General features: G+C 74.4%; 12 protein-coding genes. 7 read left to right on the forward strand and 5 right to left on the reverse strand.

Annotated elements, in window-relative coordinates:
- Window positions 1-100 precede the first annotated feature (100 nt).
- Window positions 101-1,282 (forward strand): dephospho-CoA kinase, encoded by a 1,182-nt coding sequence (coaE, locus tag DER29_RS28050; RefSeq protein ID WP_121400641.1) that lies wholly within the window; start codon window positions 101-103, stop codon window positions 1,280-1,282.
- 4 nt (window positions 1,283-1,286) lie between these two features.
- On the opposite strand, the gene DER29_RS28055 is transcribed toward coaE, so the two are convergent.
- Complete coding sequence (locus DER29_RS28055; RefSeq protein WP_233600185.1) at window positions 1,287-2,744, reverse strand: hypothetical protein; 1,458 nt, start codon at window positions 2,742-2,744, stop codon at window positions 1,287-1,289.
- 299 nt (window positions 2,745-3,043) lie between these two features.
- On the opposite strand from DER29_RS28055, the gene uvrB reads away from it, so the two are divergent.
- Together uvrB and DER29_RS28065 are read left to right on the forward strand one after the other, a co-directional pair.
- Window positions 3,044-5,152: an excinuclease ABC subunit UvrB gene (gene uvrB / locus DER29_RS28060; protein WP_121400642.1), complete on the forward strand. Its 2,109-nt coding sequence runs from the start codon at window positions 3,044-3,046 to the stop codon at window positions 5,150-5,152.
- Between the two features lie 138 nt (window positions 5,153-5,290).
- On the forward strand, window positions 5,291-6,151 hold the full coding sequence (locus DER29_RS28065) for a helix-turn-helix transcriptional regulator (RefSeq protein WP_121400643.1): 861 nt from the start codon (window positions 5,291-5,293) through the stop codon (window positions 6,149-6,151).
- Window positions 6,152-6,158: 7 nt separating this feature from the next.
- On the opposite strand, the gene DER29_RS28070 is transcribed toward DER29_RS28065, so the two are convergent.
- Together DER29_RS28070 and DER29_RS28075 are read right to left on the reverse strand one after the other, a co-directional pair.
- Complete coding sequence (locus DER29_RS28070) at window positions 6,159-6,917, reverse strand: SDR family oxidoreductase (RefSeq protein ID WP_121400644.1); 759 nt, start codon at window positions 6,915-6,917, stop codon at window positions 6,159-6,161.
- Window positions 6,918-7,053: 136 nt separating this feature from the next.
- Entirely contained in the window at window positions 7,054-7,347 is a 294-nt protein-coding gene (locus DER29_RS28075) for an antibiotic biosynthesis monooxygenase (RefSeq protein WP_121400645.1), read from the reverse strand.
- Window positions 7,348-7,449: 102 nt separating this feature from the next.
- Here DER29_RS28075 and pnuC point away from each other — a divergent pair, with 102 nt between their 5' ends.
- The 3 genes from pnuC to DER29_RS28090 all read left to right on the forward strand — a co-directional run bounded on the left by pnuC (window position 7,450) and on the right by DER29_RS28090 (window position 10,551).
- Entirely contained in the window at window positions 7,450-8,103 is a 654-nt protein-coding gene (gene pnuC, locus DER29_RS28080; protein ID WP_121400646.1) for a nicotinamide riboside transporter PnuC, read from the forward strand.
- Window positions 8,100-9,215, forward strand: a complete 1,116-nt coding sequence (locus tag DER29_RS28085) for an AAA family ATPase (RefSeq protein ID WP_233600186.1) — start codon at window positions 8,100-8,102, stop codon at window positions 9,213-9,215. The genes pnuC and DER29_RS28085 overlap by 4 nt, the downstream gene beginning before the upstream one ends.
- A gap of 334 nt (window positions 9,216-9,549) precedes the next feature.
- Window positions 9,550-10,551 (forward strand): TerC family protein, encoded by a 1,002-nt coding sequence (locus DER29_RS28090; protein ID WP_121400647.1) that lies wholly within the window; start codon window positions 9,550-9,552, stop codon window positions 10,549-10,551.
- A 65-nt stretch (window positions 10,552-10,616) separates the two neighbouring features.
- Here DER29_RS28090 and DER29_RS28095 read toward each other — a convergent pair whose 3' ends face one another.
- On the reverse strand, window positions 10,617-11,534 hold the full coding sequence (locus tag DER29_RS28095; RefSeq protein WP_121400928.1) for an NlpC/P60 family protein: 918 nt from the start codon (window positions 11,532-11,534) through the stop codon (window positions 10,617-10,619).
- Between the two features lie 58 nt (window positions 11,535-11,592).
- The gene (locus DER29_RS28100) at window positions 11,593-12,690 is read right to left on the reverse strand and encodes a mandelate racemase/muconate lactonizing enzyme family protein (RefSeq protein WP_121400648.1); all 1,098 of its coding nucleotides are present in this window, start codon (window positions 12,688-12,690) and stop codon (window positions 11,593-11,595) included.
- A 125-nt stretch (window positions 12,691-12,815) separates the two neighbouring features.
- Between DER29_RS28100 and DER29_RS28105 the strand changes: the two genes are divergently transcribed.
- Entirely contained in the window at window positions 12,816-13,622 is an 807-nt protein-coding gene (locus tag DER29_RS28105) for a tyrosine-protein phosphatase (RefSeq protein WP_121400649.1), read from the forward strand.
- Window positions 13,623-13,625 lie beyond the last annotated feature (3 nt).

Here is a 13,625-nt window from a genome sequence, read left to right on the forward strand (position 1 = left end):
TCCTAGTACTGGAATACGGCCGTGGAACGTCCCGCAGGGAACGCGGTCCGGGGGTGCCCCCGGTGCCGGCGGCGCGGCGGTGATCCGGTTGACTGGTGCCGTGCTGAAGGTGGGACTGACCGGGGGAATCGGGTCCGGCAAGAGCGCCGTGGCGAGGCGACTGGCCGAGTGCGGCGCCGTGGTGATCGACTCCGACCGGATCGCCCGGGAGGTGGTCGCGCCGGGCACGGAAGGGCTGGCCGAGATCGTCGCGGCCTTCTCCGAGCGGGTCCTCGACGCCGACGGTGCCCTCGACCGGGCGGCGCTGGGCGCGCTGGTGTTCGCCGACGAGACGGCGCGCCGTCGGCTGGAGGCGATCACCCATCCCCGCGTACGGGCCCGCTCCGCCGAGCTGGCCGCCGCGGCGGCACCCGACGCGATCGTGGTCAACGACGTGCCGCTGCTGGTGGAGGTGGGGCTCGCGCCCACGTACCACCTGGTGGTCGTGGTGCAGACGGAGGTGGCCACCCGGTTGGCGCGGCTGGCCCGCGACCGGGGGATGGACCGGGCGGAGGCCGAGCGGCGGATCGCCGCGCAGGCCGACGACGCCCGACGCCGGGCCGCGGCGGACGTGCTGCTGACCAACGACGGCAGCCTCGACGACCTGCACGCGGCCGTCGACGCGCTGTGGCGCGAGCGGCTGCGGCCCTACGAGGCGAACCTGCGCGAGCGGCGGCCGGCCCGGTCGGACCGGGCCGCCCTGGCGGAGGCCGACCCGACCTGGCCGCAGCAGTACGCGCGGCTGGCCGCCCGGATCCGGCACGCGGTCGCCCCCGCGGACCTGCGCGTCGACCACATCGGCTCGACCGCGGTCCCGGGGCTCGCCGCCAAGGACGTGATCGACATCCAGCTCACCGTCCCGACCCTCGCCGACGCGGACGGGCCGCTGGCCGAACGGCTCGTGGCGGCCGGCTTCCCGCGCCTGCCCGGCGAGTGGTGGGACAACCCCCGCCCGCCCGGCAGCGGCCGCTGGGAGAAGCGGCTGCACGGCAGCGCCGACCCGGGCCGCCCCGTGCATTTGCACGTCCGCCCGGTCGACTCACCCGGCTGGCGCTACGCGCTGCTGATGCGCGACCACCTGCGTGCCGACCCGGACCAGCGGGCGGCCTACCTGGTGCTGAAGCGGGAACTGGCGGCCTCCGCCCCGGACAGCGCCACCTGGACCACCGCGAAGGACCCGTGGTTCGACGAGGAGCACCTGCGCGCCGAGCAGTGGGCGGCGCAGACCGGCTGGCGTCCCTGACCGGTCAGCGCCCCCCGGCCGGGGGGCGGGGCGGCGCGACGAGCCGGGGCACCGTGCTGGGTGTCAGGTCGAGCTGGGCCCAGGCGCCGGTGCGGGTGCGCAGCTCCAGGCGGCGCAGCGCGCCGGACCGGTCGATCCAGTAGCGCAGCAGCCCCCGGGACGTGCGCAGCTCGACCACGTCGACGCTCTTGCCGGCGAGGGTGTCGCCACGCACCCGCAGGGCGGCGTCCCGCCCGCCGGACGATCCGGCGGCCCGCAGCGCCGCGTCGAGCAGCAGGCCCAGGTCGCCCGCGCGCCGTGGGTCGGCGCGCCAGCCCCGGGCGGGCGGCGGCAGCGGCGGACGGCCGGGCGACTCGACGGTGCCCGGGACCGCCGCGGCCGGCACCTCCGCCCGGCGCACGCCGGCGCCGTCGACGCGCAGCAGCGTCCGGCGCTCCGGCACGCCGAGGTCGGCGACGGCGACGTACGCGGCCCGCCCGCTCCAGCTCACCCAGCCGGATCCGCGCAGGTTCGTGGCGGCGGCGACGGGCGCGGTCAGGGTCACGGCGGCGCCGCCGCGGGCGCGCAGCCGGGCGGGCAACCGGTCCAGCCGGCTCCGCTCGGTGCTGGTCAGGGCGCGGGGCTGCCCGGGGCGACCGCCGAGGGCGTCGACCGGGCGCAGCGTGGGCCGGTCGGTCCGGTTCAGTTGCACGGTCACCGGTCCGACGCCGGCCAGCCCGGTCTCCAGCCGGTGCAGCCGCGCGTCGTGGTCGAGCCAGTAGCGGGGGAGCCCGCCCGGCGCGGGGGTCGCGGCGTCGGGACCGGGCGGCGGTGCCTGGAGGATGTCGACGGGCGCCGCCCCGACCGTGGCGCCACCGACCCGGCGCGCGGCGTCGGTCGGCGGCTCCGGGCGGTCCGAGGCGAGGCGGAAGAGCAGGTCGAGCACGGCGGCCAGCCCCTGCCCGGCGGGCGGGTCGTGCAGGCGCCAGCGGTCCGTCGGCGGCACCAGCGGGGGCGGCGCGGGGGTCGGTACCGCCGCCGGGTCGGGGCGCAGCAGGACCACCGTCGGGGTGGCCTGGAGCAGCCCGCGCTCGGCGCCCGCGCCGGGCCCGCCGACGTCGAGGTAGACCAGCGACCGGGACCAGTCGACCCAGCCGACCAGTTCGGTACGCGCCGCGCCGGTGCCCGCCGTCACGCGTACCCCGGCCCGCAGGTCCCGGTAGTTGGTGACCCGCATCGCGGCCAGTCGCTCGCGCTCGTCGCCCGTCAGCGCCCTCGGCTGCTCCGGCCGCTCGGGCGCCCAGCTCGCCAGCCCGACGACCAGCGCGGCGGCCGAGAGCAGGGCCACGGCCGCGAGCACCAGCAGGACGGTGCGCCGACGGCCGCCCACCACCCGCGGGATGCCCCCGGTGTGCGCGTCGTCGTGCGCCGGGGGGCCCTGCGGGGGGTGCGGCGGGCCGGAACGGGCGGCGGAGGTCTCCACGGGAGGTTGAACGGGATTCACCCCCGTGGGGTGACGAGCAGGGGCGCTCGCGGCGGCCGGTCAGCGCCTCACGCGCGACCACGTCGGGTGCGCACGCCGGGAGTGCCGGGTGCTGCGACCCCTGTGCCGGGGGCGGGCCGGCCGTGACGGCCTGGCCACCTGCCCGGTCGGCCGCCGCGAGCGGCCTACACGGAGAGCGTAGTCCGGTGAGATGCGCCACACAATGCGAATATCGAAGCCGATCACGGACCGGGCGTAGTCGCGACGCGGTGTCGGACCCCCGGCGTACCGTTGGGGTCATGGCGCTCGACATTCCCCGGCTCGACGGCCGTTTCCAGGTCATCAGCGAGTTCCAGCCGGCCGGCGACCAGCCGGCGGCGATCGACGAGCTGGAGCGTCGGGTCCGGCGCGGCGACCGCAACACCGTGCTGCTCGGTGCGACCGGCACCGGCAAGAGCGCCACCACCGCGTGGCTGATCGAGCGGGTGCAACGGCCGACGCTGGTGCTGGCGCCCAACAAGACGCTCTGCGCGCAGCTGGCCAAGGAGTTCAGCGAGCTGCTGCCGCACAACGCGGTCGAATACTTCGTCTCCTACTACGACTACTACCAGCCCGAGGCCTACATCCCGCAGACCGACACCTACATCGAGAAGGACTCCTCGATCAACGAGGAGGTCGAGCGGCTGCGGCACTCGGCGACCATGTCGCTGCTCACCCGCCGCGACGTGATCGTGGTGGCCACCGTCTCGGCGATCTACGGCCTGGGCACCCCGGAGGAATACCTCGACCGCGCGGTGCGGGTTGCGGTCGGGCAGGAGCTGGACCGTGACCAGCTGCTGCGCCGGCTGGTCGACATCCAGTACTCGCGCAACGACATGGCCTTCAACCGGGGCACCTTCCGGGTCCGCGGCGACACGCTGGAGATCATCCCGGCCTACGAGGAGCTGGCCGTCCGGATCGAGCTCTTCGGCGACGAGGTGGAGAAGCTCTACTACCTCAACCCCCTCACCGGCGACGTGGTCAAGGAGGTCGACGGGCTGGTCATCTTCCCGGCCACCCACTACGCGGCCGGGCCGGAGCGGATGGAGCGGGCGATCCGCGACATCGAGGCCGAGCTGGCCGAGCGGCTGGCCGAGCTGGAGCGGCAGGGCAAGCTGCTGGAGGCGCAGCGGCTGCGGATGCGCACCACCTACGACATCGAGATGATGCGCCAGGTCGGGTTCTGCTCCGGCATCGAGAACTACTCGATGCACATGGACGGCCGGCTGCCGGGCAGTCCGCCGCACTGCCTGCTCGACTACTTCCCCGACGACTTCCTCACGGTCGTCGACGAGTCGCACGTGACCATCCCGCAGATCGGCGGGATGTACGAGGGCGACGCGTCCCGCAAGCGGATGCTGATCGACCACGGCTTCCGGCTGCCCAGCGCCGCCGACAACCGGCCGCTGCGCTTCGACGAGTTCCTGGAGCGGGTGGGCCAGATGGTCTTCCTCTCCGCGACGCCCGGCCCGTGGGAGCTGGAGCAGGCCCAGGGCGAGTTCGTCGAGCAGGTGATCCGGCCCACCGGTCTGATCGACCCGGAGGTCGTCGTCAAGCCCACCAAGGGTCAGATCGACGACCTCATGCACGAGATCAAGCTGCGTACCGAGCGCGACGAGCGGGTGCTGGTCACCACGCTGACCAAGAAGATGGCCGAGGACCTGTCGGACTACCTCCTGGAGAACGGCATCCGGGTGCGCTACCTGCACTCCGAGGTCGACACGCTGCGCCGCGTGGAGCTGCTGCGGGAGCTGCGCAAGGGCGACTACGACGTGCTGGTCGGCATCAACCTGCTCCGGGAGGGTCTCGACCTGCCGGAGGTGTCGCTGGTCGCCATCCTCGACGCCGACAAGGAGGGCTTCCTGCGCAGCGGCCGGTCGTTGATCCAGACCATCGGCCGGGCGGCGCGGAACGTCTCCGGTCAGGTGCACATGTACGCCGACAAGATCACTCCGTCGATGGCCGAGGCGATCGGGGAGACCAACCGGCGGCGGGACAAGCAGATCGCGCACAACGAGGCGCACGGCATCAGTCCCGAGCCGCTGCGCAAGAAGATCCACGACATCCTCGACGACATCTACCGCGAGGCGGAGGACACCGAGAACAGCCGCGTCGGCGGGGCCGTACGGCAGCTCTCCCGGGGCAAGGCGCCGGTCAAGGAGACCCGCAGCCGCAGCCGGACCGGCGGCGCCGGGCCCGCGCGGGAGGGGATGGCCCGGGCCGAGCTGGCCCAGCTCATCCAGGAGCTCAACGACCAGATGCTGGCCGCGGCCCGGGAGCTCCAGTTCGAGCTGGCGGCCCGGATCCGCGACGAGGTGGCCGACCTCAAGAAGGAGCTGCGGGGCATGGACGCGGCCGGCGTGAAGTGAGCGGCCCGGTCCCGCGCCCACCTGGGCGGCGGTGGCTGGCCGCTCCGGGCGGCGACCGGGCGACTGATTGCAGTACGCGAGCAACCTATTGCGCTCAGTGATCGTCCTGCGTACTCTCCCTCGATGGGGAGGCTGGGGATGCCGTTGCCAACGAGTCCGGTCATTCGTCGCGCCCGGCTGGGCGCCGAGCTGCGTCAGCTGCGACGACGGGAGGCGCTGACCCTGGAGCAGGTCTGTGACCGGCTGGGTTGGGCCTCCACCTCGAAGCTGTCCCGCATCGAGCTGGGCCAGAGCCGGCCGGACCTGGCCGACGTGCTCGACCTGCTCGACGTCTACGAGGTGCCGCCGCCGCAGCGCGACGCGCTCATCGTCATCGCCCGCGACGCCGCCACCAGCCGGGGCTGGTGGAAGGCGCTGGGAGAGATGGGCGAGCGGCAGCGCACCTACGCCGAGTTGGAGGCCGGGGCGGCGAGCATCGTGGACTGGCAGCCCGCCGTCGTGCCGGGGCTGCTCCAGACCCCGGCGTACGCCCGGCTGCGGATCGCCGCCGGCCGGCTGCTCGACCCGGCCCTCGACGTGGAGGCCGACGTGCGCGCCCGGGGGCTGCGGCACGAGGTGTTGCGGCGGACGGACCCGCCCCGTTACACGGCGCTGCTCGCCGAGGCGGTCTGCGAGGCCGGCGACACCCCGCCGCAGGTGTGGCGGGAGCAGTTGCGTCACCTGGTCGAGCTGGCGGCCCTGCCGCACGTGACGATCCGGCTGCTGCCCCGGGGCGTCGCGGCGCGGGGCGGGGCGCAGCCGCTCACGCCGTACTCCTGCTACTCGTTCCCCGACCCGGCCGACCCGCGCACGGTGATGCTGGAGGCGCTCACCACCGACGTGCGGCTGGTGACGCTCGCTGACGTCGACCGCTACGAGCAGCTCACCGGCTGGCTGCTGGACGCGGCCCTCGGCCCGGAGGAGACGGTCGCGGCGCTGAGCCGGCTCGCCGCCGACTGAGCCCGGCTCACAGGTGGCGGCGGAACCCGCCCTCCGAGTCGATCACCTGGCCGGTGATCCAGTCGGCGTCGGACGAGCAGAGGAACCGCACCAGCCGGGCGGCGTCCTGCGGCGTGCCCCAGCGTCCGCTCGGAAAGAGCTTCGCGACCTCGGCGTACGCCTCTGGCGAGGCGTATCCGGTGTCCGTCGGGCCCGGGTGGACGCAGTTGACGGTGATGCCCCGCGGCATCAGCAGCGGGGAGAGCTGGAAGGTCGCGTTCTCCACCGCCGCCTTGCTGACCGCGTAGGCGAGGGTCTGCGGCATCGGGCCGAGGCGCTGGCCGGTGGAGAAGAGCACCAGCCGGCCACCCGATCCGGCGGTGAACGCCTCGGCGAACGCTTCGGCGAGCAGCAGCGTGGCCCGCACGTTGACCAGCAGGTGCCGGTCGATCTCGGCCGGATCCAGCGTGCCGAACGGCGTGTCGGTGCAGTAGGCGTGCACGGCGACCACCGCGTCGAGCCGGCCGTGCCGGCGTAGCGCCTCGGCGACCAGGCCGGCGGGCGCGGCCGGGTCGAGCAGGTCGGCTCGGACGTGTCCGGCGTCGCCCAGCTCGCCCAGCAGGGCCGGCACGCCCTCGGGATCGCCACCGTAGGGCTGGGCGTCGTCGAACTCCGGCAGGCCGGTGAGCAGCAGCCGCCAGCCGTCCGCGGCGAGTGTGCGGGCGACTGCCGCGCCGATGCCGATCCGACGACTCACGCCCGTCACGAGGGCCACCCGCTGCGTCATGGTGGCCAGTCAACCGGCGTCGGCGACCGGGGGCCAGCGGATATTTCCGCGCGGCAACCGGGCCCGGCGCCCCCGAGCCCGTCGGGACCGGCGGCCGTCGCGTGCACGGCGCACCCTAGGGCAGGGGTACGACAGCTCAGGCCGGCACGTCCACGAAGTGCTCGACCAGCGGCGGGTTGGCGAAGTGCGGGCCGATCAGCGCCCGCCACTGCGCGAAGCGCTCGGTGGCGCGGAAGTTGTCGGTGTGCGCCTCGACCGAGTCCCACTCGACCAGCAGCACGAACCGGCTCGGGGACTCGACGCCCCGGGTCATCCGCACGGAGCGGCAGCCGGGCGTGCCGGCGAGCACCGGATGCCCCTTGGCGTACGCGGCGGCGAACTCGTCCTCGTGTCCCGGCAGTACGTCGATGAGCGCGACCTCAAGCACCATGCCCGGAAGCCTTTCACGCCGCCGTGCGGGCCGGACGCCGCGGGGGCCTGTTCCCGCAGGCCGGGCGGATCTAGGGTGGGCGCGCGGAAAAGGGGGAGGCGAATGATCGACTGGCTGACCGGCACGGCGTTCACCGTGGCGGGCACCGGCACCACCTGGGCGGAGCTGCTGGGCTTCGCCACCGGGGTGCTCAACGTCTGGCTGGTGGCCCGGCAGCGGATCGCCAACTGGCCGGTCGGCATCGCCAACGTGCTGCTGCTGATGCTGCTGTTCTGGACGGCCGGCCTCTACGCCGACGCCGGCCTCCAGATCGTCTACGTCGGCCTGGGCCTGTACGGCTGGTGGGCGTGGCTGTGCGGCGGCGAGCGGCGCACCCGGCTCACGGTCGGCCGGACGGGTCGCCGGGAGTGGTGGGCGCTGGCGGCGACGGGCGTGGTGCTGACCGGTGGGCTCTGGGCGCTGCTGGACCGGGCCACCGACTCCACCGTGCCGCTGCCGGACGCGCTGACCACCGCGCTGTCGCTGCTGGCGACGTACGGGCAGACCCGCAAGCGGGTGGAGAGCTGGTGGCTGTGGATCGCCGCCGACCTGGTCTACATCCCGCTGTACGCCTACAAGGGCCTGTACCTCACCGCGGCCCTCTACGTGATCTTCCTCGGGCTCTGCGTGCTCGGGCTGCGCGAGTGGCGGGCGGACCTGCGGCGCGGCGCCGCCCCGACCCCGGTGCCCCCGGGCCCGGCGCCGGCGGCGGCGTGACCGGGGCGGCGGGCCTCGGCGGCGGGCCGGCCGCGCCGGAGTTCCGGCACGCGATGGTGGTGGGCAAGTTCTATCCGCCGCACGCGGGCCACCACGCGCTGATCGAGGCCGCCGCCGCCCGCTGCGCGGCCGTCACCGTGGTGGTGGCACCGTCCCGCCGGGAGTCGATACCGCTCGCGCTGCGGCTCGACTGGCTGCGCGAGGTGCACGCGGCCACCCCGTGGGTCCGCTTCGTCGGCCGCTACGACGACCACCCGGTGGACTACGCCGACCCGGCGGTCTGGGACCTGCACTGCGCGGTCTTCCGGGAGGCGCTGGGCGGGGCGCCGGTGGACGCCGTCTTCTCCTCCGAGACGTACGGCGAGGAACTGGCCCGGCGGTTCGACGCGGTGTCGGTCTGCGTGGACCCGGGGCGGCGCGGCGTGCCCGTGTCGGGGACGGCGGTGCGCGCGGACCCGGCGGGCCACTGGGACCGGCTCAGCGCGCCGGTGCGGGCGTGGTTCGTCCGGCGGGTGGTGGTCCTCGGCGCGGAGTCGACCGGCACCACCACGATGGCCGCCGCCCTCGCCGCGCACTACGGCACCCGCTGGGCCCCGGAGTACGGCCGGGAGCTGACCGCGCGGAAGCTGGCCCGGTTGCGCGGGCGGGACCCGGCGGCCACGGTCTTCGACGTGGCCTGGGACCGCGACGACTTCGCCGAGGTGGTCCGGGAGCAGCAGGCGGCGGAGGACGCCGCGGCGAGGTCGTGCGGCCCGCTGCTGTTCTGCGACACGGACGCGCGGGCCACCGCCGTCTGGGAGGGGCGGTACCTGGGGTCGACGTCGGCGCGGGTGCGCGCGGCGGCCCGGCGTCCCGCGCTGTACCTGCTGACCGACCACGTCGGGGTGCCCTTCGACGACGACGGGCTGCGCGACGGCGAGCACCTGCGGGCGTGGATGACGGGGCGGTTCCGGGCGGAACTGGCCGGCTGCGGGGTGCCGGTGGTCGAGCTGACCGGCCCGCACCGGCGGCGACTGGCTCTCGCGGTGGCCGCCTGCGACGCTCTGCTCGCGGCCGGCTGGCCGCTGGCCGACCCGCTGGTCGCCGCCGACCAGGAGCACCTAGCCTCCTAGGATGCCGTACGGGCGGTGTGGCCTGTCTCGATGTGACCCGCCGGCCGGCATCGATGCGTCGGGGTGTGAAAGGACACTCACGACCCGGGATGCGGCCACTGGCGGCGGTGGGCAAGAATGACGGGCGAGGAGGGGAGTATTCCCCCGCGACGGAGTCGTCAGCACGGTCGAGCGCCGATCCTGGATGCGCGACCCGGCCCGTCGGTCGCCGCCCCCTCGGGGACGGTGCCGGAAGAGACCTCCGACAGTCACCAGAGTCAGCGCCGCCGGCACACCGCGTCCACCGAGGGCGTACGGTGTGCCCGTCGTTGCGTGTCTGCCGGAGGAATGAACCTTGGACGTGTCCGGACTGGTCTGGGCGGGGACGCTCGTCGCCCTGACCGGGATCCTGCTCGTGGATCTGCTGATCGTCGGTCGGCGACCGCACGAGCCCAGCGTGCGTGAGTCGAGCCTCTGGGTCGGCTTCTACGTCGCCCTGGCCCTGATCTTCGGCGCCGGCCTCTGGTTGACCTCCGGGGCCAGCGCGGCCGGGCAGTTCTACACCGGCTGGCTGACGGAATACAGCCTCTCGGTCGACAACCTGTTCGTCTTCGTGATCATCATGGCCCGCTTCGGCGTGCCCCGGCAGTACCAGCAGAAGGTGCTGCTCATCGGCATCGTGCTGGCGCTGGTCATGCGGGGCGGTTTCATCGCGGCCGGCGCGGCGCTGATCTCCCAGTTCTCCTTCGTGTTCTACATCTTCGGCGCGTTCCTGATCTACACGGCGATCAACCTCGCCCGGCAGGGCGAGCCCGACGAGGACGAGTTCTCCGAGAACCTGCTGATCCGGTGGAGCCGCAAGGCGCTGCCGATCTCCCGGGACTACGACGGCGCCAAGCTGACCACCCACACGATGAAGGGCAAGCGGATCTTCACCCCGATGCTGATCGTCATGATCGCCATCGGCACCACCGACCTGATCTTCGCGCTCGACTCGATTCCGGCGATCTTCGGCATCACCCAGGAGCCGTACCTGGTCTTCACCGCCAACGTCTTCGCGCTGATGGGCCTGCGGCAGCTCTACTTCCTGCTCGGTGGCCTGCTCAACCGCCTGATCTACCTCAGCTACGGCCTGGCCGTGGTGCTCGGCTTCATCGGCGTCAAGCTGGTGCTGGAGGCCCTCGCGGACAACAAGCTGCCGTTCATCAACGGCGGCGAGCACGTCTCCTGGGCCCCGCACATCCCGATCTGGCTCTCACTGACGATCATCCTCGGCACCCTCGCGGTGGCCACCGTGGCCAGCCTGGTCAAGTCCTCCCGCGACCGGCGGCGGGTGCTGATCGACGCCCGCCACTGAGGCGTACGCGACGCGACGAGAGGGGCGCCCCCGACCGGGGGCGCCCCTCTCGTGCCATACGCGGGTCAGACGCGGTGCGCGCCGACCAGGGTGGCGGTGCGCTCGTCGGGCAGCCGCTCCTCCAGCACCCGGCGCCGCAGGTAGCAGGCGTGCAGCATCCGCCGGTCGTCGCCGGGGCGCGGGTCGGCGGTGACGATCCCGATGTGGTGGATCCGGCGTCCGGGCCGGGCGAAGAAGTAGAGGTCGCCGGGGCGTTCCGCGCCCAGCGGCACCGGCGTGGTCACCGTCGCCTGGTCGCTGGCGTCGCGCGGCAGCAGCACGCCGAGCCGCCGCCAGGCCAGGTGGACCAGGCCGGAGCAGTCGATGCCGTGCGCCGACACCCCGCCCCAGATGTAGACGACGTCGACCAGGCGCTGCGCGACGGCCAGCACCTCGTCGGCCGACGGGGGAGTCGTGGGCATCGGCACCGCGTCGGCGCCGGGCAGCCAGAGCGGCGCGGAGTGGCCCGGCGCGTGCACCGGCTGCCAGCCGTCGACCGCCGGCCCGGCCGGGATCAGCCGGGTGCCCAGGATCACCCCGGGAAGCACCTCGGCGCCGTCCGGCGCGTCGCGCAGCGCGGTGACGGTGGCGTCGACCACGAGCGGGTCGGCGTCGGCGGTGCCGGCGACCGGGGCGAGCTGCTCGGTGGGCAGCCAGCCGGGGTAGCCGCGCGGGTGCAGCCGGGGAGCCGGCTGCTCGACCGCCACCACGTGGGCCCAGCCGTCCGGGCGCAGCTCGGTGACCAGCACCCGCTCGCCGAGCAGCAGCTGGCTCAGCACACAGTCGCCGACCTGCTGGTCGGTGTCCATGCCGGAGATCCAGGCGGCGATGTCGGTACGCGCGGCCAGGGCGGGGCCGTCGACGGGGCGTACCGCCTCGGGGCAGCTCCAGAGGGTCGCGACCGCGACCCGGACCACGGCCTCCCGGCCCGGTTGCAGCTCCACGTCCACCCCCAGCTCGCGCCGATCGTTCCCGCGACCATATGAAAGTTTTCGACAAGCATCAACCAGTAGTCTGCATCTTTGCTTCAGTCACGGAGCTGATGCCGAGCCCCGGCGCGTCCGGCAGCACGACGGTCGCGCCGTCGTACCGCAGGCCGCCGCGCACCGGCGACCAGGCCAGCCACCAGGCGGCGTCCAGGTCGGCCACGGCGGTGGTGCCGTAGGCGCCGACCAGGCTCGCGGCGGCGCCGATGCCCACCTGGCTCTCCATCATCGAGCCGACGACGGTGCCGAGGCCGTGCGCGGCGGCGAGGTCGAGCAGCGTCCGGGCCGGATGCAGGCCGCCGCACTTGGCGAGCTTGACGTTGACCATGTCGGCGGCCCGGCGGCGGATCACCTCGACCAGGTCGCGGACGCCGAAGACCGACTCGTCGGCGAGGATCGGCACGTCCACCCGGTCGCTGACCCAGGCCAGCCCGTCCAGGTCCCAGCGGGCGACCGGCTGCTCGACCAGTTCCACGTCGAGCCCGGCGTCCTCGACGCCACGGATCACCCGGACCGCCTCGCGCGGGGTCCAGCCCTGGTTGGCATCCAGCCGGATGCGGACCCCGTCGCCGACGGCGGACCGCACCGCGCGGACCCGCTCCAGGTCGCCGGCGGCGTCGGTGCCCACCTTCAGCTTGAGCACGCCGAAGCCCTCCGCCCGCCGCTGCCGGGCCGCCGCCGCCAGGTCCACCGCGTCGCCCGCGGCGAGCGTGACGTCCGTGGGCACCCGCAGGGCGGTGCCCCCGAGCAGGCGCACCAGCGGTACGCCGAGCCGCCGCGCGGCCAGGTCGTGCAGCGCGACGTCGACGGCCGCCTTGGCCGCCTCGTTGCCGACGACCGCCCGTTGCACCTCGGTGCAGCGGGCCACCAGGTCGTCGGCGTCGCGGCCGGTGAGCGCCGGGCCGAGCAGCTCGCGGACGCACGCCTCGGAACCGGCGACCGACGCCCCGGTCACCTGCCACACCTGCGGTGCCTCGCCGAAGCCGGACCGGCCGTCGGCATCGACCACCTCCACCACCAGGGTCTCCACGGTGGTGGTGCGGCGCAGCGCGGTGACGAACGGCGTGTGCAAGGGGGCGGAGAGCCGGTGGGTGCGTACCGCGGCGATCGTCATGTGCGGCACCCTATACGGGCACGGGCAGGCGAAGGGGAGGCCGGCATGAGCGGACGAAGCGAGCGGATCACCGGGTGCGGGGCGGTGCTGCCGCAGGGCGGCACGGAGCGCAGCGGAGCGCCGGCATGAGCGGGCGAAGCGAGCAGGGCTGGGAACTGGTGGGCGCGCCGAACGCGCGGGACCTCGGCGGCCTCGTCGGCGCCGACGGCCGGAGGGTGCGTCCCGGGGTGCTGATCCGCACCCCGGCGCTGGGGCGGCTGACCGACGAGGACCTGCCGGTGCTGGCCAAGCTGGGCCCGGCCTGCGTGGTCGACCTGCGGGACCACTCGGAGACGGCGGTCGCCCCGCCGGACCGGCTCACCGGGGAGCCGCGGGTGGTGCACCTGCCGGTGCACGACGCGGAGCACCCCGTCTTCACGTACGTCTCGGCGGTGCTGCTCGGGCACGACCTGGGTGCGTACGAGGCCCTGGCGGAGCAGGGCACTCCGGCGGCGATGGCGGCGATCTACCGCTGGTTCGTCAGCGGCGAGTCGGCGCGGGCGAACTTCGGCGCGGCGGTGCGGCTGGCGGCCCGGGCGGAGAACCTGCCGCTGGTCTACCACTGCTCGGCGGGGAAGGACCGCACGGGCTGGTTGACGGTGTTGCTGCTCAGCGCGCTCGGCGTGGACGAGGCGGCGATCCGGGCGGACTACCTGGCGAACAACCGGCTGTCCGAGAGCCTGCGGGAGGTCCTGCTGGAGGCGATGCGCCGGCGGATGCCAGGGCTGGACGTCGAGGCGGTGCGCCCGGTGCTGGAGGTGCGCGAGGAGTACCTGGACGCCGCGTACGCGGAGGTGCGTCGGGTGCACGGGTCGTTCGGGGCGTACCTGCGCGACGGGCTCGGGGTGACCGACGACGTGCTGGCGGCGCTGCGGGGGCAGCTGCTGGAGTGAGGC

It is taken from the genome of Micromonospora sp. M71_S20, assembly GCF_003664255.1.
In the GTDB taxonomy this organism is placed as follows: Bacteria; Actinomycetota; Actinomycetes; order Mycobacteriales; family Micromonosporaceae; genus Micromonospora.